At 55.8% G+C, this 20,206-nt stretch carries 18 protein-coding genes; 7 read left to right on the forward strand and 11 right to left on the reverse strand.

What is annotated here, in order from left to right; translation table 11 throughout:
• Nucleotides 1-224 precede the first annotated feature (224 nt).
• The 3 genes from rpsI to zapE all read right to left on the reverse strand — a co-directional run bounded on the left by rpsI (nt 225) and on the right by zapE (nt 2,477).
• Complete coding sequence (gene rpsI / locus NWV12_RS19685) at nt 225-617, reverse strand: 30S ribosomal protein S9 (RefSeq protein ID WP_003860436.1); 393 nt, start codon at nt 615-617, stop codon at nt 225-227.
• Between the two features lie 15 nt (nt 618-632).
• On the reverse strand, nt 633-1,061 hold the full coding sequence (rplM, locus tag NWV12_RS19690; protein ID WP_006178824.1) for a 50S ribosomal protein L13: 429 nt from the start codon (nt 1,059-1,061) through the stop codon (nt 633-635).
• Nucleotides 1,062-1,352: 291 nt separating this feature from the next.
• Nucleotides 1,353-2,477 carry a cell division protein ZapE gene (zapE, locus tag NWV12_RS19695; protein ID WP_048981171.1) on the reverse strand — a complete coding sequence of 375 codons (1,125 nt, stop codon included), beginning with the start codon at nt 2,475-2,477 and terminating at the stop codon, nt 1,353-1,355.
• 189 nt (nt 2,478-2,666) lie between these two features.
• Between zapE and zapG the strand changes: the two genes are divergently transcribed.
• The 3 genes from zapG (at nt 2,667) to degS (ending at nt 5,763) form a co-directional block, all read left to right on the forward strand.
• Nucleotides 2,667-3,065, forward strand: coding sequence for a Z-ring associated protein ZapG (gene zapG / locus NWV12_RS19700; RefSeq protein ID WP_008502832.1), 399 nt, complete (start codon nt 2,667-2,669; stop codon nt 3,063-3,065).
• A 171-nt stretch (nt 3,066-3,236) separates the two neighbouring features.
• Nucleotides 3,237-4,604 (forward strand): serine endoprotease DegQ, encoded by a 1,368-nt coding sequence (gene degQ / locus NWV12_RS19705; protein WP_023309385.1) that lies wholly within the window; start codon nt 3,237-3,239, stop codon nt 4,602-4,604.
• 91 nt (nt 4,605-4,695) lie between these two features.
• Entirely contained in the window at nt 4,696-5,763 is a 1,068-nt protein-coding gene (gene degS / locus NWV12_RS19710) for an outer membrane-stress sensor serine endopeptidase DegS (RefSeq protein ID WP_023309386.1), read from the forward strand.
• A gap of 57 nt (nt 5,764-5,820) precedes the next feature.
• Here the strand turns inward: degS and mdh are convergent, their stop codons facing one another.
• Nucleotides 5,821-6,759 (reverse strand): malate dehydrogenase, encoded by a 939-nt coding sequence (gene mdh / locus NWV12_RS19715; protein ID WP_023309387.1) that lies wholly within the window; start codon nt 6,757-6,759, stop codon nt 5,821-5,823.
• 397 nt (nt 6,760-7,156) lie between these two features.
• Between mdh and argR the strand changes: the two genes are divergently transcribed.
• The 3 genes from argR to yhcN (NWV12_RS19730) all read left to right on the forward strand — a co-directional run bounded on the left by argR (nt 7,157) and on the right by yhcN (NWV12_RS19730) (nt 8,643).
• Entirely contained in the window at nt 7,157-7,627 is a 471-nt protein-coding gene (gene argR, locus NWV12_RS19720) for a transcriptional regulator ArgR (protein ID WP_023309388.1), read from the forward strand.
• A gap of 375 nt (nt 7,628-8,002) precedes the next feature.
• Nucleotides 8,003-8,266: a peroxide/acid stress response protein YhcN gene (gene yhcN, locus NWV12_RS19725; protein WP_023309389.1), complete on the forward strand. Its 264-nt coding sequence runs from the start codon at nt 8,003-8,005 to the stop codon at nt 8,264-8,266.
• Nucleotides 8,267-8,376: 110 nt separating this feature from the next.
• Nucleotides 8,377-8,643 carry a peroxide/acid stress response protein YhcN gene (gene yhcN / locus NWV12_RS19730; protein ID WP_048981169.1) on the forward strand — a complete coding sequence of 89 codons (267 nt, stop codon included), beginning with the start codon at nt 8,377-8,379 and terminating at the stop codon, nt 8,641-8,643.
• 61 nt (nt 8,644-8,704) lie between these two features.
• Here yhcN (NWV12_RS19730) and NWV12_RS19735 read toward each other — a convergent pair whose 3' ends face one another.
• The 5 genes from NWV12_RS19735 to aaeX all read right to left on the reverse strand — a co-directional run bounded on the left by NWV12_RS19735 (nt 8,705) and on the right by aaeX (nt 13,684).
• Nucleotides 8,705-8,977: a barstar family protein gene (locus NWV12_RS19735; protein WP_023309391.1), complete on the reverse strand. Its 273-nt coding sequence runs from the start codon at nt 8,975-8,977 to the stop codon at nt 8,705-8,707.
• Nucleotides 8,978-9,022: 45 nt separating this feature from the next.
• On the reverse strand, nt 9,023-10,477 hold the full coding sequence (locus NWV12_RS19740; RefSeq protein ID WP_032659670.1) for an NAD-dependent succinate-semialdehyde dehydrogenase: 1,455 nt from the start codon (nt 10,475-10,477) through the stop codon (nt 9,023-9,025).
• Nucleotides 10,478-10,567: 90 nt separating this feature from the next.
• A complete protein-coding gene (gene aaeB / locus NWV12_RS19745; RefSeq protein WP_048981167.1) occupies nt 10,568-12,535 on the reverse strand; it encodes a p-hydroxybenzoic acid efflux pump subunit AaeB in 1,968 nt (655 codons plus the stop codon).
• 5 nt (nt 12,536-12,540) lie between these two features.
• Nucleotides 12,541-13,473 (reverse strand): p-hydroxybenzoic acid efflux pump subunit AaeA, encoded by a 933-nt coding sequence (gene aaeA, locus NWV12_RS19750; protein WP_023309394.1) that lies wholly within the window; start codon nt 13,471-13,473, stop codon nt 12,541-12,543.
• A 7-nt stretch (nt 13,474-13,480) separates the two neighbouring features.
• Nucleotides 13,481-13,684, reverse strand: coding sequence for a p-hydroxybenzoic acid efflux pump operon protein AaeX (gene aaeX / locus NWV12_RS19755; protein ID WP_003860416.1), 204 nt, complete (start codon nt 13,682-13,684; stop codon nt 13,481-13,483).
• A gap of 179 nt (nt 13,685-13,863) precedes the next feature.
• Between aaeX and aaeR the strand changes: the two genes are divergently transcribed.
• Entirely contained in the window at nt 13,864-14,790 is a 927-nt protein-coding gene (gene aaeR / locus NWV12_RS19760; protein ID WP_048981165.1) for an HTH-type transcriptional activator AaeR, read from the forward strand.
• A 77-nt stretch (nt 14,791-14,867) separates the two neighbouring features.
• On the opposite strand, the gene tldD is transcribed toward aaeR, so the two are convergent.
• Together tldD and yhdP are read right to left on the reverse strand one after the other, a co-directional pair.
• Nucleotides 14,868-16,313, reverse strand: coding sequence for a metalloprotease TldD (tldD, locus tag NWV12_RS19765; protein ID WP_029740073.1), 1,446 nt, complete (start codon nt 16,311-16,313; stop codon nt 14,868-14,870).
• 84 nt (nt 16,314-16,397) lie between these two features.
• Nucleotides 16,398-20,201 (reverse strand): AsmA2 domain-containing protein YhdP, encoded by a 3,804-nt coding sequence (yhdP, locus tag NWV12_RS19770; RefSeq protein ID WP_048981163.1) that lies wholly within the window; start codon nt 20,199-20,201, stop codon nt 16,398-16,400.
• Nucleotides 20,202-20,206: the final 5 nt, after the last annotated feature.

Below are 20,206 nucleotides of genomic sequence, written 5' to 3' on the forward strand. Positions count from 1 at the left end.
AACACATTGTTCAAGAAACGAACAAAAATCGAGTATTCACCGATATTTGGGCAGAAAATTGGATGATAGTTTACCAGATTTTGATGGCTTTGTGGTGAGGGGATTCTGGAAATGTGGAAAAAGAGAAGATATATGCATGGATATTGTGGATAACCTGCGCATTATCCATAAAAAAACCCGCCGAAGCGGGTTTTTCGCCAATCGTTCTGCGTAAGCAGAATGGATTAACGTTTGGAGAACTGTGGACGACGACGTGCTTTACGCAGACCCACTTTCTTACGTTCAACCTGACGCGCGTCACGAGTAACGAAGCCAGCTTTACGCAGTTCAGAACGCAGGGATTCGTCGTACTCCATCAGAGCGCGGGTGATACCGTGACGGATCGCACCTGCCTGACCGGAGATACCACCACCTTTAACGGTGATGTACAGATCCAGTTTTTCTACCATATCAACCAGTTCCAGCGGCTGGCGAACTACCATGCGGGCAGTTTCGCGACCGAAGTATTGTTCCAGAGAACGCTGGTTGATTACGATTTTACCACTGCCCGGTTTGATGAAAACGCGAGCTGCGGAACTTTTGCGGCGACCAGTGCCGTAGTATTGATTTTCAGCCATTGCCTATAATCCCGATTAGATGTCAAGAACTTGCGGTTGCTGTGCCGCGTGGTTGTGCTCGTTGCCTGCGTAAACTTTCAGTTTACGGAACATAGCACGACCCAGCGGGCCTTTTGGCAGCATGCCTTTAACCGCGATTTCAATCACACGCTCAGGACGGCGGGCAATCATCTCTTCAAAGGTCGCTTCTTTGATACCACCGATGTGGCCGGTGTGGTGATAGTACACTTTGTCAGTACGCTTGTTGCCGGTTACAGCAACTTTATCAGCGTTCAGAACGATGATGTAATCACCGGTATCAACGTGCGGAGTGTATTCCGCTTTATGCTTACCGCGCAGGCGACGAGCCAGTTCAGTAGCCAGACGGCCCAGAGTTTTACCGGTCGCGTCAACAACATACCAGTCGCGCTGTACGGTTTCTGGTTTAGCTGTAAAAGTTTTCATTAAAAGCTTACCCAAATAATAAGTTACACGTTGGTGAACACCCAAACGTTTAGTCAGTTGAGGTTCACACGACAAAGTCCGGCAAACCTACCCCTTCGAATAGCACATGCCGACACATAGAAAGTTTCGGGAAAAAAACCTTCTCGTAACGTGGGGTCGCAAGATTATAGAGAAGTTGAGGTCAAAGATCGACCCTTAAATGTGATTTGGAATGGGTTTTTCGGGGGTGGGTATTGTGCGGTCTGGTGCCCTCACCCCCAGCCCCTCTCCCACGGGAGAGGGGGGCATTTGTTACGGCATATGCTCCAGCTTCAGGTATTCCTCACTCTGCATCTCCTGCAGGCGCGACAGGCAGCGCTGGAACTCAAACTTCAGCCGCTCACCCTGGTAAATCTCATATAAAGGTACCTCGGCGCTGACCACCAGCTTGACGTGGCGCTCATAAAACTCGTCCACCAGCGCAATGAAGCGCCGTGCTTCACTCTCCATCAGCCGCGTCATCACCGGCACGTCCAGCACCATCACGGTGTGGAACAGACGCGAAAGCGCAATGTAGTCGTGCTGGCTGCGGGCATCCACGCAGAGCGTCGTAAAGGAGACCGCCAGCGTTTGGTTTTCGACGCCAAGGGTGGGCAGCGGGCGATGGTTAATCTCGAGTTTCGGGGCGTGCTCGCGTTTTGCCCCCGCCAGCGCCAGCCAAAGTGTATCCATCTCGCGGGTGGTCTCTGCATTTAACGGCGAAAGCCACAGGTGTGCCTGGGTCAGCGTGCGCAGACGATAATCGACACCGGCATCGACGTTCATGATATCGCAGTGCTGCTTGAGGGCATCGATGGCGGGCAGGAAGCGTGCGCGCTGCAGGCCGTTACGATAGAGTTCATCCGGCGGGATATTCGACGTAGCCACCAGCGTGATCCCGCGGGCAAATAGCGCCTTCATCAGGCCGCCTAGCAGCATGGCATCGGTGATGTCAGACACAAAAAACTCGTCGAAGCAGAGCACGTCGGTTTCAGCTTTGAACCTGTCGGCCACAATCTCCAGCGGATCGCTTTTGCCCTGCAGTGCGGTCAGCTCTTCATGCACCCGCAGCATAAAACGATGGAAGTGCAGACGCTGCTTACGTGCGCCAGGCAGGCTCATGTAAAACAGGTCCATCAGCCAGGTTTTTCCGCGACCGACCCCGCCCCACATATATAAACCGCGTACCGGCGCGTGAGCCTGTGGCGCTTTTTTACCGAGCAACCGCCCAAATGCCGCCTTTAGCCCACCGTTCTGTTCGACTTCAGCGGGTTTTGCCGTGAGCTCCTGATAAATCATCTCCAGACGGTTTACCGCCTCACGTTGAACGTCATCAGGCTGATGAGTGCCCTCGTTAAGGGCCAGTTGATATCGCGATGCAGGGGACAGGTTTTGCATAATCTTATTGTTATTCCTTCAATTAACGCTCACCAGCAGACGTGACTGATGAAAAAAAGGCCGTTCTACACTACGCGATGATACGTCAGGATTCCACTTCTGCAGAAATAGCGGTTATAGTGGCATTATCAGGCACAGGCAGGAGCCGAGCCAACACCCTACGGAACAACAAGACAACGGGAGAAGTTCATGACCTGGGAATATGCGCTAATCGGTTTAGTCGTCGGCATCGTCATCGGTGCTGTGGCCATGCGTTTCGGTAATCGCAAATTGCGTCAGCAGCAGTCACTGCAGTACGAACTGGAAAAGAACAAAGCCGAGCTGGAAGAGTATCGTGAAGAGCTGGTCAGCCACTTTGCCCGTAGCGCCGAGCTGCTGGACAACATGGCAACCGACTATCGTCAGCTTTATCAACATATGGCAAAAAGCTCCAGCAGCCTGCTGCCGGAAATGACCGCGGAAACCAACCCGTTCCGCAACCGTCTGGCTGACTCTGAAGCCGGTAACGATCAGGCGCCCGTTCAGATGCCTCGCGACTATTCCGATGGCGCGTCCGGCCTGCTGCGCGGCGGTGTAAAACGCGATTAATCGCACAACCTGAATATATTTTACGGGCGCAGCGATTGCGCCCGTCCTTTCCTGATGACCCCAGCTATCATTTAGTTAAACACCTCATTGTTCAGCGGTTTAAAATTCAATAACATCAACGTGTTTTTAGGGCCGTTTTTCCTTTATTCCAGGTTACGAGAGTCAACATCGATGAAGAAAAAAAACCAGCTGTTGAGCGCTATCGCGTTAAGTGTCGGGTTATCTCTCTCGGCGTCCGTCCCTGTATTTGCCGCCATTCCCTCCCAGGTGCCTGGCCAGGCGGCCATTCCAAGCCTCGCGCCTATGCTGGAAAAAGTGTTGCCGGCGGTCGTCAGCGTTCAGGTTGAGGGCACCGCAGTACAAAGCCAACGCGTCCCTGAAGAACTGAAAAAATATTTTGGCGATGAGTCTCCCGACCAGCAGGCTCAGCCTTTTGAAGGCCTGGGTTCTGGCGTCATTATTGATGCGGCAAAAGGCTATATCCTGACCAACAACCACGTCATCAGCCAGGCCGATAAAATCAGCGTCCAGCTGAACGATGGCCGTGAATTTGATGCCAAACTGATCGGCGGCGATGACCAGAGCGACATCGCGCTGCTGCAGGTGCAAAATCCGAGCAACCTGACCCAGATTGCCATCGCGGATTCCGACAAACTGCGCGTCGGCGATTTTGCCGTCGCCGTAGGCAACCCCTTTGGCTTAGGGCAGACCGCCACCTCCGGGATCGTCTCGGCGCTCGGGCGCAGCGGCCTCAATCTGGAAGGGCTGGAAAACTTTATCCAGACCGATGCCTCAATCAACCGGGGTAACTCCGGCGGAGCGTTGCTCAACCTTAACGGCGAGCTGATTGGGATTAACACGGCGATTCTGGCCCCGGGCGGCGGCAGCATCGGGATCGGTTTTGCTATCCCCAGCAATATGGCCAAAACCCTGGCGCAGCAATTGATCCAGTTCGGTGAAATCAAACGCGGGCTGCTGGGTATTAAAGGTATGGAGATGAGCGCGGATATCGCAAAAGCGTTCAATATCAACGTACAGCGCGGGGCGTTTGTCAGTGAAGTGCTGCCAAACTCCGGCTCGGCAAAAGCGGGCGTGAAATCGGGAGATGTGATCGTCAGCCTGAACGACAAACCGCTGAATAGCTTTGCAGAACTGCGCTCACGGATTGCCACGACGGAACCTGGCGCCAAAGTGAAGCTGGGCCTGATCCGTGACGGTAAGCCGCTTGACGTTGAGGTGACGCTGGATAAGAGCACTTCATCCTCGGCCAGCGCGGAGCTTATCGCCCCGGCGCTACAGGGGGCTACGTTGAGCGACGGGCAGCTGAAGGACGGTACGAAAGGCATCAGCATCGACACCGTCGAGAAGAGCAGCCCTGCCGCACAGGCCGGATTGCATCAGGATGACGTGATTATCGGTGTCAACCGCAACCGCGTGCAGTCTATTGCCGAACTGCGCAAGGTGCTGGAAAGCAAACCAGCGGTTATTGCCCTGCAGGTCATGCGTGGCAATGAGTCCATCTATATTCTGTTGCGCTAAGCATTTGCGACCCGGACATCACCGCTGCGTGTGATGTCCGGATAACTCATGTTATGCTGCAAATCGTTCCTTTTTTAACGACACGCGCATCATGCTTTTAAAGCTCTTACGTTCTACTGTCATCGGTTTGATTGTCGCTGGCCTGCTGCTGCTGGCGCTGCCGTCTTTACGTCAGTTCAATAAACTGTCGGCTCCCCAGTTCGATAGCACGGATGAAACGCCGGCTACCTATAACCAGGCCGTCCGCCGTGCCGCACCTGCCGTGGTTAACGTCTATAACCGTGGTCTGAATACCTCAGCCCATAACCAGCTGGAGATCCGTACCCTCGGCTCCGGCGTGATCATGGACGAGCGCGGCTACATTATTACCAACAAGCACGTGATTAACGATGCCGACCAGATCATCGTCGCCCTGCAGGATGGCCGCGTGTTTGAGGCGTTACTCGTTGGGTCTGACAGCCTGACCGACCTGGCCGTTCTGAAAATTAACGCCACGGGCGGTTTGCCGGTCATCCCGATCAACCGTAAACGTACCCCGCATATTGGTGACGTCGTATTGGCTATCGGTAACCCTTACAACCTGGGCCAGACCATCACCCAGGGGATTATCAGCGCGACCGGTCGTATCGGTTTGAACCCCTCCGGGCGGCAGAACTTCCTGCAAACCGATGCCTCCATCAACCACGGTAACTCCGGCGGGGCGCTGGTCAACTCGCTGGGCGAGCTGATGGGCATCAACACCCTCTCGTTCGATAAGAGTAACGACGGTGAGACGCCGGAAGGGATCGGCTTTGCCATTCCGTTCCAGCTGGCGACCAAAATCATGGATAAACTGATCCGCGACGGACGCGTGATCCGCGGCTATATCGGTATCGGCGGGCGCGAAATTGCGCCGATGCATACCCAGGGCGGCGGTATCGATCAGATTCAGGGTATCGTGGTTAACGAGGTGGCACCGGGTGGTCCGGCGGCGAATGCGGGTATTCAGGTTAATGATGTCATTGTGTCGGTCAACGGCACGCCAGCGGTCTCTGCGCTGGAGACGATGGATCAGGTGGCAGAAATTCGCCCGGGTTCTATTATCCCTGTTGAGGTCATGCGCAACGATAAGAAACTGACGCTGCACGTGACGATTCAGGAATACCCGGCCACTAACTGATAGGCATAAAAAAACGGAGCGATAAGCTCCGTTTTTTTTACCGGGAGACGGTTCGTTTTACTTGTTAACGAACTCTTCGCCCAGGGTGATATCTTTCTTCAGCGTATCCAGCATGCCTTCCATCGCGTGTTGTTCAAACGCGCTCAGCGTACCAATGGATTTACGCTCTTCGATACCGTTTTTACCCAGCAGCAGCGGCTGAGAGAAGAAGCGAGCGTGTTCGCCATCGCCTTCAACGTAAGCGCATTCAACAACGCCTTTCTCGCCCTGCAGAGCGCGAACCAGTGACAGACCAAAACGCGCAGCCGCCTGGCCCATAGACAGGGTTGCAGAACCGCCACCCGCCTTCGCTTCCACCACTTCGGTGCCCGCGTTCTGGATGCGTTTAGTCAGGTCAGCCACTTCCTGCTCGGTGAAGCTCACGCCTGGGATCTGCGACAGCAGAGGCAGGATGGTGACGCCAGAGTGACCGCCGATTACCGGTACTTCCACTTCTGTTGGCTGCTTGCCTTTCAGCTCAGCAACAAAGGTGTTGGAACGGATGATATCCAGCGTGGTTACGCCGAACAGTTTGTTTTTGTCGTAAACACCCGCTTTCTTCAGCACTTCTGCCGCGATAGCCACGGTGGTGTTCACCGGGTTAGTGATGATCCCGATGCATGCTTTCGGGCAGATTTCTGCAATCTGCTGCACCAGGTTTTTCACGATGCCCGCGTTGACGTTGAACAGGTCTGAACGATCCATGCCTGGCTTACGCGCCACGCCTGCAGAAATCAGCACCACGTCGGCACCCTGCAGCGCAGGACGTGCATCTTCACCGGAGAAGCCTTTGATTTTTACAGCAGTCGGGATGTGGCTCAGGTCAACCGCCACACCTGGGGTTACCGGAGCAATATCGTACAGGGAGAGTTCTGAGCCTGAAGGCAGTTGGGTTTTCAGTAGTAGGGCAAGCGCCTGGCCGATACCACCAGCAGCGCCGAGGACTGCGACTTTCATCCTAAACTCCTTATTATGGTTAACTTAAGTATCTGTAAATCCGTTGCGGCGACCATAATTCAGCAAGTAAATAATTACAATTTTCGTAGCTAAAGAATTTGAGGTCACGCGACTTTATCTCTCACCAGAAGACTATCTGACGACAGAGGGCAACGCATTAAGAGGTGGTTACAATACACCCTGCCCCGCCACCAAAACAACATCATTTTGATAACATTTAATTTACTTTTAAGCTTATTTGCGCGGCGTGACCCAGGCATGTTTTCTGATAACGAAATCTGATAAAATCACTCCCTTTCATAACATTATTTCAGCCTGGCGCTGAGTAGATAATTTGCATAAAAATTCATCCACATGCATAATAATGTTGTTTCTATCGTCATATTCCGGGTGACTTATGCGAAGCTCGTCTAAGCAAGAAGAATTAGTAAAGGCGTTTAAGGCGCTACTCAAAGAAGAGAAATTCAGTTCTCAGGGAGAAATTGTTCAGGCGCTGCAGGAACAAGGCTTCGATAACATCAACCAGTCGAAAGTCTCCCGCATGTTAACGAAATTTGGCGCGGTGCGTACGCGTAACGCCAAGATGGAGATGGTCTATTGCCTGCCGGCAGAACTTGGCGTGCCGACCACCTCCAGCCCGCTCAAAAACCTGGTTCTGGATATCGATCATAACGACGCCGTCGTGGTGATCCACACAAGCCCGGGTGCCGCGCAGCTCATTGCCCGCATGCTGGACTCGCTGGGTAAAACGGAAGGTATCCTCGGGACTATCGCCGGTGATGACACCATCTTTACCACACCGGCTAGCGGTTTCTCTGTGAAAGATCTCCACGAAGCCATTCTGGTACTGTTCGAACAGGAACTCTAATCCCCTCTCCCCGTAGCGCCGCTGCGGGGATCGTTCTGCTTCCGCTGCGTTCTCCCCTCTTTTCTACTGCCCTTCACTTTGACAAATAGTGCTTTTTACCACCTATTAACATTCATCTGGTGAATGCTAAATCAAAAAATCGCACAAAAAATCAAAAGCTGATATCCATATGATTTTATTAGATATAACCAACTAAAATGAACAAAAAACGCCCAATATTATGCGATTTGGTTATAAAAAACAGACTGGTTAACACGTAATAACAATAGAAACCATTAGCCTGGTATTAATTTTTACCGTTATTAGTGTATACTTGATTTTGTGATGAGGGTCACGAAACAAGACCCCACTAAAAAATTCGACGAGGTAAAAATCATGAAAATCAAATCAACTGTAGCGGCGCTCAGCGTCCTGTCCGTCCTGTCATTCGGTGCTTTCGCAGCTGACTCTATCAATGCTGACCAGGCGCAATCCCGTCAGGCCATCGGTACGGTTTCTGTCGGCGCGGTCGGCACATCGCCAATGGACATGCATGAGATGCTGAACAAAAAAGCGGAAGAACAGGGTGCGTCATCCTATCGCATCATCGAAGCGCGTTCCGGTGACCACTGGCACGCCACCGCTGAGCTGTACAAATAAGTTTTAGTAATAACTGAAGACGTAAATCTCCACTCAACGGCACCAGGCATAAAAATAGCGGTTCAACCCTTCTCGCCGTTGAGTAAAAACCCTATTCAGGAGTAAAGACTATGAAAACCCAATTGATCATCGCAACCCTCGGTCTGGCATCCGTTCTCTCTTTCGGCGCGAGCGCAGCCGTACAGCAGGTAAATGCCGACCAGGCACAAAATCTACAGCGTATGGGCAGCGTCTCCGTAACGTCTGTCACCGGTTCACCGATGGATATTCGTCACGAACTTGCCGCCAAAGCTGAAAAAGCAGGCGCCAGCAGCTATCGCGTCACCGAACTGAATCAGGGTGACCACTGGCATGCAACGGCAGAACTGTATAAATAAACCCTCGTCGTATCTCATCATACGACTTGCCCCTGGCCTTATGGTCAGGGGCTTTTTTCATTCAATGCCGCGCGTTAAAGCGCAGCTGCCCTTCAAGCTCTTCTTCCGCTTCATCAAACAGCAATATCAGTGCGCCAAAACGTCTTCGCAGCTTATCGGGCAAATGGATGAACTCAATTTCCAGCGGTAGCGGCAACTGACTGCCGGTGACCACGTCCCACAGCGTATCCAGATTCGTCACGCTTTCCCGTTCAAGATCAAACGCCCGGATAAATTCACGGTAGAAGTCTTCCTGACTGTCGATCTCGTCAAAATCAAACGTATAGGTTTTCATTGCCAGCCACCCAGTCCAGGCGAGCGGCAGATGCCGCCCTGTCTTTTATAATCCCCCAATATGCAGGGTTTTAACTTCCAGATACTCTTCCAGCCCCAGCACGGAGCCCTCTCGTCCAAGGCCTGACTCTTTTACGCCGCCAAAGGGCCCAAGCTCCGTGGAGACGGCGCACTCGTTGATGCCGATCATCCCGCTCTCGATGGCCTGTGAAACGCGGAAGACCCGGGAAAGATTCTGGGTATAGAAGTAAGCCGCCAGCCCATAGGGCGTGTTGTTGGCGCGCTGGATGACTTCATCTTCCGAGGTGAAACGGAAGCACGCCGCCACCGGGCCAAACGTCTCTTCTTCTGCCAGCTTCATGCCTTCATGGCAGTCGCCCAGCACGGTTGGCATCCAGAAATTTCCGCCAAGCGGATGGGGCTTACCCCCAGCCAGTACGGTTGCGCCCCGGGCAACGGCGTCGTCGACATGCTCACGCACCTTGTTGACCGCCGAAGGTTCAATCAGCGGCCCGACGACCACCCCCTCTTCGAGACCATTACCCACCTTCAGCGCCTTCACCGCATCGGCAAGTTTATTCACAAATTTGTCGTAGACGGTTTCCTGAATATAAAAACGGTTCACGCTGACGCAGACCTGCCCGGCATTGCGGAACTTGTTGGCGATCGCGCCCTTAACCGCTGCGTCGATGTCCGCATCCTCAAAAACGATATACGGGGCATTTCCCCCCAGCTCCATCGAGACTTTTTTCATGGTTTCTGCGGCGTTACGCACCAGCGTTTTGCCGACGGAGGTTGAGCCGGTAAAGGAGATTTTACGCACGTCGCGGCTTGCCATGATCGCATCGCTGATTTCATGCGTATTCCCGGCGACGGCGTTGAGAACACCGTCGGGCACACCGGCCTGTTTCGCCAGCGTAAGCAGCGCAAATGCGCTGAGCGGCGTGTTATTGGCCGGTTTAATGACCCCGGTGCATCCTGCTGCCAGCGCCGGGCCTAACTTGCGGGTGAGCATGGCCATCGGGAAGTTCCACGGCGTAATCGCCGCGACCACGCCAATGGGTTCACGGGTCGCCAGAATGCGTGAGCCGGGTTTTATCGGCGGAATAATTTCACCGTTCGCGCGTTTGGCCTCTTCGGCAAACCACTGGATAAAGCTGGCGGCGTACTCGACTTCTCCCTCCGCTTCTTTCAGGGGTTTGCCCTGTTCGGTGGTCATCAACCGCCCGAGCCAGCTTTTATTCTCAATAATCAGTTCGTACCAGCGGTAGAGAATCGCCGAGCGTTCTTTCGCGGTTTTGGCACGCCATGCCGGGAAGGCCTGGGTAGCCGCTGCAATAGCGTCTTCGGTTTGCGCTTTACCCGCTTTTGCGACTTTAGCAATGACCTCGCCGGTCGCGGGATTCAGCACATCAAAGGTTGTATCCAGCGTTTTCCAGATTCCGTTGACCAGATAACCGGTCTGAAAAAGGATGTGGTCCTGAAGCGCCTGGGTCGTCATGTGTTCTCCCTTTCTGAAATGTAAGAACGTGCTGGGATAAGTATAGCCACAAAAAAACCGACGCTTTTGGCGTCGGTTTTTTTACTTCAGTCAGTTATCCGTGAGGGCATTCTGGTAGCGATGCAGCATAAACACCAGCCGTCCTACCGGCTCGGTCACCTGAGGCGGCGCCTCCCAGTGCTTGAGCTTTTCCTGATAGGTATCGAGCTCTTCAAGCAGCTGCGTAAAGTAGCGACGCCGTTTGTCATCGCTGCTGGCAGAAAGCACGTGATCGGCGGTACGACGCAGCTGGCGGTGGTATGCCGACAAATCGTCGTTGATCGGCACGGGCGCGTTACGCAAACGCTGGTGCGCAATGATCATGGTTAACGCCAGGCGGAACTTCGCGATATCGCCCGGGAACTTGTTCAGCAGCAAAAACAGCTGCTGGTAGAGCGCGGGCAGGTGGTTCTCTTTACGGCGCGCGGTATTGGTTGTCAAAGACGACACGGCAGCCGACACGAACTGGTTCAGCAGCACGCGGCCCGTTCTTGCCTGCGAGTTATCCCGCACCAGCAGTATCACCATCATGGCCAGGAAGCAGCCCACCAGCTGGCCTAACGCGCTGTCGAGGAACTGGCTGAAATGGAAGGTCATCGGGTTATCGAGCACGATGATGTTAATCGTACTCGCCAGCGCCCCCAGCGATCCCAGACGCCGCTTTTGCACTTCAATGCCGATAAAGAACGCCATTACCGCCAGGCTAATACAGAGCAGCAGCATGCTCTGTTGCGTCGACGGGATGATGACCAGGAAATAGAGCGCGCCTATCGGCAACGCGGCAATCGTGCCGTAAAGGAAATCAATGGCGACCATACGCGGGTTAGGCAGACGCATCGCCAGTGCGGTCACAACGGCAATCATCACCATCGCGCCGCTGCCGGACGTCCAGCCCGTCCACAGCCAGAACAGCGTGCCGAGCATGCAGGCAAGCGTCGTACGCCAGAAATTGACCATGGCGTGATGGCGCTCGGCGGATTCCGCCTTGATCACCACTTCACCCTGCAACACCTCTTCTTCCGCCGCGCTGATTTTGGTGTTACCGATCACGCCGCGCTTCAGAAGCAGATAGCGCGTCGCGGCGCCGACCCAGGTGTAGATGGTTACCGGCGTGTCGCGCTCCCCGGTCCAGGCAATCACCCGGCGCATGCGCTTAAGCTGCTTATGCACGTCCTGTACGGTTTCCACCGGCTCGGCAAACAGTTCGCGGAACGTATCGGTGACAACTTCCGGCCGGGTGTTCTGAATCAGATAGGTTTCACAGGCCTGGGTAATCAGCGTCAGAGATACGGTGTTGAGGGCTTTCAGGCGACGATTCGCGCGGGCCCAGCGCGACGACTCCATATTAAGGTTGCTGCGCATTCCTTCCAGCGCCTGCGTACGACGTACCAGCCCGCTCCAGGCTTTATCCACCTCTTCGCTGTCGCCATGCTTAATGCACAGCTGCATCAGCTGATACTGGGCAACAATCAGCGCGTCGAGCTCACGGTCGACTTCCTGCTTGATGGAGCGCGGAGAGAAAAGCAGGTCAGCGACGATCGCGCTGACAATACCAATCACAATCTCGCTGCAGCGCTCAACCGCAAACTGCGGGGCGAGCAGCGGTTCACTTTGGATAGTGATGACAATAATCAGCGCGGTATAGCCCGCCAGTCCCCAGGCGTAGGAGTTCTCCACTTTCACCAGAGACGAGATCCAGGTGCAGAAACCCGCCCAGATACAGCACACCATCAGCATCAGCAGCGGGGTGCGGATCATCAAAATAATAATGGTCAGCGCCGCGAAACAGCCGATAAACGTCCCGATGATACGCAGCATCCCGCGATAGCGGATCGCGCCAGAATAGGGCTCCCCGCCCGCGGCAAAGGCAGGGCCCGCCGCGACAATCGCAGCCGTCAGCACTGCCCAGCGAGGAGTTTCAAGCTGGAAGTGAAAGCCAACAAACAGCGCCAGCACGATGGCGCACGCCAGCTTCACGGCGAAGCGAATATGCTGGCTGGCGATGGAAAAGATACCCATGGCGATTAACCAAACTCGCGCAGGCGGTGGGCAATTTTACGGAAGAACGAGTCCTGGCTGGCATCCCGGTCCTTTTCACCGGTGATCACCACCGTCGCCGTGGTACCCGCAGGCCACAGATTTCCCTGCTGTTCATCCAGATGAATACGTACCGGCACGCGCTGTGCCAGACGCACCCACTCCAGGTTGGAATCGACCGTCGCCATCCCTTTGGCATCGTTAGAGCTGCTGGAGTTAGTCACCCCTGCAGCAACGCTGTCGACGGTGCCTTTAAAGACGCGGTTGCTGCCGAGCGGCGTGATTTCCGCCCGGTAACCTGGGCGCACGCCTTCCAGCTTGGTCTCTTCCATATAGGCAAGCACGTAGAAGGAGTTCTGTTTAACCAGCGCCACGGCGGTAGAGCCACGGGTAATGAATTCCCCGGCATAGACGTTAAGGTTGGTGACCCAGCCATCGGATGGCGCGCGGATCACGGTGCGCTCGAGATCGAGCTTCGCCAGATCGCGCGTTGCCTGCGCTTTCGCCAGCTGGTGCAGCACGGTTTGCAGCACGTTATTGGACTGGTCAATCTCTTCGCGGGACATTGCCTGAACGCCCAGCTGATTACGGCGACCTGCCTCGCGGCGTTTCTCCGCAGCCAGCGCCTGATAATAGGCCACGTCCGCTTCCGCCTCTTCCAGCGCTTTCTGGTAACGAGGCTGGTCGATGGTGAACAGGACCTGATCTTTTTTCACCAGCTGGTTATCGTGGACGTTGACCGCCGTGATAAGGCCGGCCACGTCAGGGGCTATTGCCACCACATCGGCGCTGAAGCGTGCATCACGCGTCCACGGTGATTCGGTGTAATAAACCCAGGCGCGGAAAATAGCGATGAAGGCGAGGATAACCAGCGCCATTGTGATGGCAGTGCGGGAGATTTTTCTTGTTAGCGTTTTCACATCAACCTCAGACAAACATGCGCGATATCAGGTAAAACAGGCAGCAATACAGCGCGGTATTGAACAATGCAGGGTGCCAGACGAAATCGTAGATCCCGGTAGGGACCAGCACCTTGCGCACCAGCCAGAAGATCGCCAGTGATAAAAGAAGCTCGAAAAATATCGGTGGGAACGACAGACCGAACACCACGATAACGGGAAACAGACTCATGTTGACCTTGATAAGAGAGAGTGCAGGCTTCAGAATTTTTTAGCGCACGCCACCGCAGGAGAGCAAGAAACGCCGGGCGAGAATGGCGCAGCCGTTATGTAATAAATAATATATTAACGTAACTGTTATGCTGTTATCTATAATATGTGATCTAAATCACTTTTAAGCCAGAGTGAACAATGGAACGTTTAAAACGCATGTCGGTCTTCGCCAAAGTGGTTGAGCTGGGCTCTTTTACCGCCGCTGCCCGCCAGCTTCAGATGAGCGTCTCATCCATCAGCCAGACGGTGTCCAAACTGGAAGATGAGCTTCAGGTCAAGCTGCTCAACCGCAGTACCCGCAGCATTGGGCTGACCGAAGCGGGTAAAATTTACTATCAGGGCTGTCGCCGCATGCTGCTTGAAGTGCAGGATGTTCACGAACAGCTGTATGCCTTCAACAACACCCCTATCGGCACGCTGCGCATCGGGTGTTCTTCAACTATGGCACAAAATGTTCTCGCTGCCATGACCGCGGATATGCTGAAAGAGTACCCCGGTCTTACGGTCAATCTGGTGACGGGTATCCCGGCGCCGGATCTGATTGCCGACGGGCTGGACGTGGTGATCCGCGTCGGCGCGTTGCAGGATTCCAGCCTGTTCTCGCGACGGCTGGGCAGCATGCCGATGGTCGTCTGCGCCTCGAAAAGCTATCTGGCGCAGTACGGCGTTCCGGAGAAACCCGGCGATCTCACCAACCACTCGTGGCTGGAGTACAGCGTGCGGCCCGATAATGAATTTGAGCTGATCGCTCCGGAAGGGATTTCCACCAGGCTGCTGCCGGAAGGACGGTTTGTCACCAACGATCCGATGACGATTTCACGCTGGCTGGTGGCCGGCGCCGGGATCGCCTACGTGCCGTTAATGTGGGTGATCAACGAGATCAACAGCGGCGTGCTGGAGATCCTCTTCCCGCGCTACCAGTCCGATCCGCGACCGGTGTACGCCCTGTATACCGAAAAAGACAAACTCCCGCTCAAGGTTCAGGTGTGTATTAACTATCTGACCGAATATTTTGTGGACGTGGCGGAGCTGTTTCAGGGGATGCGGGGGAGAAGGAAAGAGTAGGCTTTTTTCCAAAAGGACGAGGGAGAAAAGACAGCGTGGAGCAGTCCCCTCTCCCCTTTGGGGAGAGGGTCAGGAAATTACGCCGTGCCGCCCACCGTCAGGTTGTCCACCTTCAGCGTTGGCTGGCCCACGCCAACCGGCAGGCTCTGGCCCTCTTTACCGCAGACGCCCACGCCGTTATCCAGCTTCAGATCGTTACCGACCATTGAGATCTGCTGCATGGCTTCAATACCGGAGCCAATCAGCGTCGCACCCTTCACCGCTTTGGTCACTTTGCCTTTCTCGATCAGATACGCTTCTGACGTGGAGAAAACAAACTTACCGGAGGTAATGTCCACCTGGCCGCCACCAAAGTTTGGCGCAAAGATACCGTAATCGACGGATTCGATAATCTCCTGCGGCGTCGATTTGCCCGGCAGCATGTACGTGTTGGTCATGCGCGGCATCGGCAGATGCGCGTAAGATTCACGGCGTCCGTTGCCCGTCGGCGCGACGCCCATCAGGCGCGCGTTAAGTTTGTCCTGCATGTAGCCTTTCAGCACGCCGTTTTCGATCAGCACATTGTACTGGCCTGGCGTACCTTCATCGTCGATAGCCACCGAGCCGCGACGATCGCGCATGGTGCCGTCATCCACCACGGTGCACAGCTCAGAGGAGACAAGCTGCCCGATTTGACCGCTGAACACGGACGTCCCGCGACGGTTAAAGTCGCCTTCCAGGCCGTGGCCTACGGCTTCGTGTAACAGTACGCCCGGCCAGCCGGCGCCCAGCACCACCGGGAATGAACCCGCCGGCGCCGCGACGGCATTCAGATTCACCAGCGCCATGCGCACGGCTTCTTTCGCCCACGCGTCGGCGCGTGCTTCACCATCAACGTCGCCCAGGAACCAGTCATAGCCGAAACGACCGCCGCCGCCGCTTGAGCCGCGTTCGCGTTTGCCGTCGTCATCGACCTGCACGCTGATAGAGAGGCGCACCAGCGGGCGAACGTCTGCCGCAAGGGTACCGTCCGTTGCCGCAACCAGAATCAACTCATACACGCCGCTCAGGCTGGCTGAAACTTCCTGCACGCGTTTATCCGCCGCGCGGGCGACTTTGTCCACGCGACGCAGGATATCCAGCTTCTCTTCACGGCTCATACTCTGCAGCGGATCGATGCTGGTATAAAGCGCTGAGTGCTGCACTTCTCCCAGGGTTTTCACGCGACCATCGCCGGTATCACGCACAATGGTACGTGCGGCCTGCGCGCTCTGCTCGAGTGCGGTGAGGCTAATCTGATCGGCATAGGCGAAACCGGTTTTCTCGCCGCTGACGGCACGGACGCCGACGCCCTGGTCAATGTTGTAGGAGCCATCTTTGATGATGCTGTCTTCTAAAACCCAGGATTCGTGATAGCTCGACTGGAAATAAAGGTCGCCGTAGTCGAGACGGCGTTCGGTCAGTTGACCAAGAATGGAGAACAGGTCCTGATGGCTCAGGCCGTTCGCTGCGAGCAAATGTTCACTTACCAGGTTCAGACTCATCGTATTGCTACTCGTTCGTTGCCGCCCGTGGCGGTATAAAGATCGTATTTATTGAGAGTGAGGCAATTACCTGCCCACGTCAAATCATTGCTGTGCATCTTTGCGCGGCTGGCGCAGCACCTCGTTAATCTGCGGTTTATCTACCGGACCGGTAATGCGGTAGCGCAGAATGGAGACCTTGCTCCACAGCGGCCCCAGCACTTTGCTGGCGGCAAACACCGCCGCACCGACAATCGGGTTCACCACAAAGGCCGCCGCCACGCCCACGCTCGCGGAAATTTCCGGCGCCACCACGGCTTCCATATCCAGCTCGCGACGCACGAGGTTGACGGAGCCTTTCATGGCGATATCCGCTTCCAGGCCATCCACCAGCGTGTCGTCCGTATGCAGAACGCCGTCCTTGATCCACGCCGTGCTGCGGATGGAATCGTAGTAGAAACCTTCGCTGAAGGTATCGCTGAAATCGAAGCGCAGCTTGCGCAGCAGCGCATCAAAACTCAGCAGGCGCAGGATCTGCCCGGCGCGCCCCGTGCTCACGTCGGCAATTTCACCTTTGCCGAAGCGGGTTTTCAGAATGCCGTTCAGCGAGGCCTCATCCGGCTTCCACGGGGCGTCACGCCAGTGAAGATCGTAATCGACGTCAAACGACGAGCCGCGCAGCGGCGTGCTGATTCCAAAGAAATTGGCTGCCGCATCCAGCTTGTTGCCTTTAATGTCGCCCTTCAGGGACGTTCGCTGCTCGCCCGGGTTGTTCACCCATTCCCCTGCGGCCGTCATGCGGCCAAAACCGGTATCAACCAGGCCGCCGGAGAGCGTAAGCGTGTTGGCCTGAATAGTGAAATCACCGTCAATACGGCCGTATTTCTGCCCCCACAGCCAGCACTCTGCACAGCGTAACTGGAGATCGGGCCAGCCGCGAAAATCGACGCGGGAGACATTGCTCAGCGGCGAGGCTTCTGCCGGTTTATCTTTCCCGCTCGCGGCGCTTGCCGGGTTGTAGTAGAGGTAGCGGATCGCCGCCTGCCACGGCGCGTGATTGCGCATGGTCAGCGTACCGTTGATCTCTCTGCCCTGGGCCTCCACCTTCGTGCCGTTAGCGCCAGGCCGTGAAACCAGGCTCAGGTTGTTCCACTGCTGCCCGCCCATCATCAGTGACGGCGTGCGTACGGTAATGGTTTGCGGGAACTGGGCGGTTTCATCAACGTTTTGCCCAACGCCTTTCTGGAACAGCGCCAGCCACTCTGCACCGTCCATCGGCGGGAGATTCAGCTCAATGCCCGACAGCTCCGGCAGAGGCGGCGTGGAGCGGCTATCCGTTGTCCAGATGGCTTTGTCGAGGGTGAGCTTGCGGTTAAGCAGCCAGCGGCTGTTGAAGTGGTTTGTCCCGCCCGCGCTTCCGGTCAGCGCGAAGCTGTTCAGGTTGCCATCGACGTTCAGCTTTACCGGCAGCGGCTGTCCGGCCTGTTTATCCAGCGGCGCAGGCAGCTGGCTCTGAAGGTTTTTCAGATCGCCCGCGATGTCGACCTTATACTGGGCGCCCGCGTGATAAGGCAGGTCAATTGCCACTTTACCCTGCCAGGCGACTGCGCCCTGCACTGACGCCTCAATGGGCTTCGGCAGGACCTCCATGCGCGCTGGCTGCCAGTTACCGTCGAGATTGACGGCCACCTGATAAGCCTTTTCACCCTCGGTGGTCGTGAAGTCGATATTAACGGGCTGATTAAACCAGCTGGCCGTAAGCGGCTCGCTCTTCAGGTTTCCGTTGTCAAAGCTGAACTGCCCGCTGAGATTTTTCAGCGTGCTCTCAAGGGGTTTGATGAACAGGCTGTTGTTCTTAAGGCGGACGTCGCCTTTGGCGGTGGTCATCTCGCCGTCCAGCGGGATATCAAGATGTAAGCGAGCATTCACATCGCCATCAAGCTGTAGCTGCTGGAGCGTCGCCGCCAGCGACTCTTTCAAGGGCGTCTCCTCAAAGTACGGCCCCACCGCTTTGCCCGGGCCATTGATGTCGGCATCAATCAGCAGCTTCTCTTTGGAGTAATCCGGGATGTTGGCCGTCAGGTTGCTGGCCGTCACGCCGCCCAGCGCCACGCTGTCGGACTTCATCCATAGTCCGTCATTGAGGAAGTTGAGCTCGATATCCAGATCTTTCAGCGCGGGCCAGCCGGGCTGGAACGCAAAGGTCGCGTTATGCAGCGGCACCAGCACCTGGAACTGGCCTTCATTGTGTTTGTACGGGAAAAGATGCGGATTACCGCCGTACACCAGCGTGGCATTGTCCGCCTGACCGCCCTGAATCGCGCCGCTGAGATAGTCCACCAGGGCTTTTCCCATCAGGTTTTCCGGGAAGTAGCGCCAGGCCTGAGAGCCGTCATCGGTGCTGATCCCGGCCAGAATGCCCAGCCACGGCTCGTCACCTACAGGCTGCAGATAGCGGAAATCGCCGCGCGCGTGCACCGCTTTGGCTTTCACATCGATATGGCGACCATCAAGCTGGAAACCCTTGTCGTTACGGAGCCAGTTAAGCACCGCACTGCCCTGTTCGATTTCCAGCGGCGCGCGGAAGACCGTCTCGTAAGGCATTTTGGCATCGTGCATATCAACCGTTAGCCTGCCGTTTTCCACGCTGCCTTCCAGCTTGCCGCTAAAGTGCTCCGCCCCCGGCAGCAGCTTCCACTGCTTCCAGGCAAGATCTTTCCACGTTGCCTGGAAGCGGGTTTTTTCCGTCGCCTGGAGCGGAATATCCAGCGCCAGAGCGTCTATTTTCCCGCTCGGCTGCGTTGCCAGCCAGATCTCGCCCAGGTCCGGAGAGAGCTTTGCCGCCATCGAGCGCAGGCCTTCAATGGCCGCCAAATCCAGGTTGCTGGCGCGGATGCGCAGCTCATCGCTGCGTTTACTGGCCGTGCCGCCGACGTCCTGCTCCGGCATCCAGGCCAGCGTCAGCGCACCGCGCGGCCACGGCTTGCCGTCCATGGTGATGCGCGTATCCGGAATAGCAAACTGCCAGCCCTCTTTCTCCTGGGTCACGTGCGCGGTGAGGTTATCGACGGAAAGCTGATGCTGCTGTTTTTCGCCTTTCCAGCTGGCGCCCCCCTGCTTGAGCCAGATATCGCCGCTGGCAAATTCGCCTTTGGTCAGGGTCAGCCAGCCTTCAAGGCTGAAGCGGGCAGTCTCCAGCTGCATATTTTGCTGGAGCCAGTCGCCCAGCCACGGCTTCACGTCAACATCGTCGGCCTGCAGCCAGACTTTGCCGTTGTTTAACAGACCGTCATCGTCCCGCAGATCCATCCGTACCTGCATCACACCGTGCTGGCCATTCAGGCTTGAGAGATTGACCTGCCCCTCGGCGCGGTGACGTTCTTTACCGTTGAGCCAGGTCAGCTGGGGGATCGCCAGTTCGGCGCGCTGGCCGGAAAGGGTAATGAAGCTCACTTCGCTGTCGCGCAGATCGAAGTGATCGAACTGACGGAGGAAAAGATCGCTGAAGCGGTTGGCTTCCAGACCCTGACCGCTATCGCCGCCGGACAGAGGCGTATTGGTCAGGAACTGGAGTTGATAAAAGGTGAGATCGCGAAACTGCCAGCGCAGATGCAGCAGGCTTTGCCAGACGTCCAGCGCCAGGGTCACGCGTTTGATTTTCAGGTGGCCGCCATCTTTGAGGCTGGCGTTGATATCCCGGACATCGAGCGTCGGGCCAAAATTCTGCCAGTTAGCGCTAATCTGGCTTACGTTCACCGGCACGCCGGTGGTGGATTCGATTTTAGCCAGCAGCTGCGGACGCCAGCTGTCCAGATGCGGTAATACGAGGCGTAGCCCGCTCACGAGCAACGCGACAATCACGACCAGCGTTGCCCCTGTAAGCAATAAAATCCCCGGCAATCGCCTCACGCATC

Source organism: Enterobacter sp. Crenshaw, assembly GCF_024734705.1.
GTDB lineage: Bacteria > Pseudomonadota > Gammaproteobacteria > Enterobacterales > Enterobacteriaceae > Enterobacter > Enterobacter asburiae_B.

Bases quoted from the DNA above. Each gene is read 5' to 3' on its own strand.
- mdh (WP_023309387.1), bottom strand. From the start codon at position 6,759: ATGAAAGTCGCAGTCCTCGGCGCTGCTGGTGGTATCGGCCAGGCGCTT.
- yhcN (WP_023309389.1), top strand. From the start codon at position 8,003: ATGAAAATCAAATCAACTGTAGCGGCGCTCAGCGTCCTGTCCGTCCTG.
- degQ (WP_023309385.1), top strand. From the start codon at position 3,237: ATGAAGAAAAAAAACCAGCTGTTGAGCGCTATCGCGTTAAGTGTCGGG.
- yhcN (WP_048981169.1), top strand. From the start codon at position 8,377: ATGAAAACCCAATTGATCATCGCAACCCTCGGTCTGGCATCCGTTCTC.
- zapG (WP_008502832.1), top strand. From the start codon at position 2,667: ATGACCTGGGAATATGCGCTAATCGGTTTAGTCGTCGGCATCGTCATC.
- NWV12_RS19735 (WP_023309391.1), bottom strand. From the start codon at position 8,977: ATGAAAACCTATACGTTTGATTTTGACGAGATCGACAGTCAGGAAGAC.
- zapE (WP_048981171.1), bottom strand. From the start codon at position 2,477: ATGCAAAACCTGTCCCCTGCATCGCGATATCAACTGGCCCTTAACGAG.
- rplM (WP_006178824.1), bottom strand. From the start codon at position 1,061: ATGAAAACTTTTACAGCTAAACCAGAAACCGTACAGCGCGACTGGTAT.
- NWV12_RS19740 (WP_032659670.1), bottom strand. From the start codon at position 10,477: ATGACGACCCAGGCGCTTCAGGACCACATCCTTTTTCAGACCGGTTAT.
- argR (WP_023309388.1), top strand. From the start codon at position 7,157: ATGCGAAGCTCGTCTAAGCAAGAAGAATTAGTAAAGGCGTTTAAGGCG.
- aaeR (WP_048981165.1), top strand. From the start codon at position 13,864: ATGGAACGTTTAAAACGCATGTCGGTCTTCGCCAAAGTGGTTGAGCTG.
- tldD (WP_029740073.1), bottom strand. From the start codon at position 16,313: ATGAGTCTGAACCTGGTAAGTGAACATTTGCTCGCAGCGAACGGCCTG.
- aaeB (WP_048981167.1), bottom strand. From the start codon at position 12,535: ATGGGTATCTTTTCCATCGCCAGCCAGCATATTCGCTTCGCCGTGAAG.
- degS (WP_023309386.1), top strand. From the start codon at position 4,696: ATGCTTTTAAAGCTCTTACGTTCTACTGTCATCGGTTTGATTGTCGCT.
- aaeX (WP_003860416.1), bottom strand. From the start codon at position 13,684: ATGAGTCTGTTTCCCGTTATCGTGGTGTTCGGTCTGTCGTTCCCACCG.
- rpsI (WP_003860436.1), bottom strand. From the start codon at position 617: ATGGCTGAAAATCAATACTACGGCACTGGTCGCCGCAAAAGTTCCGCA.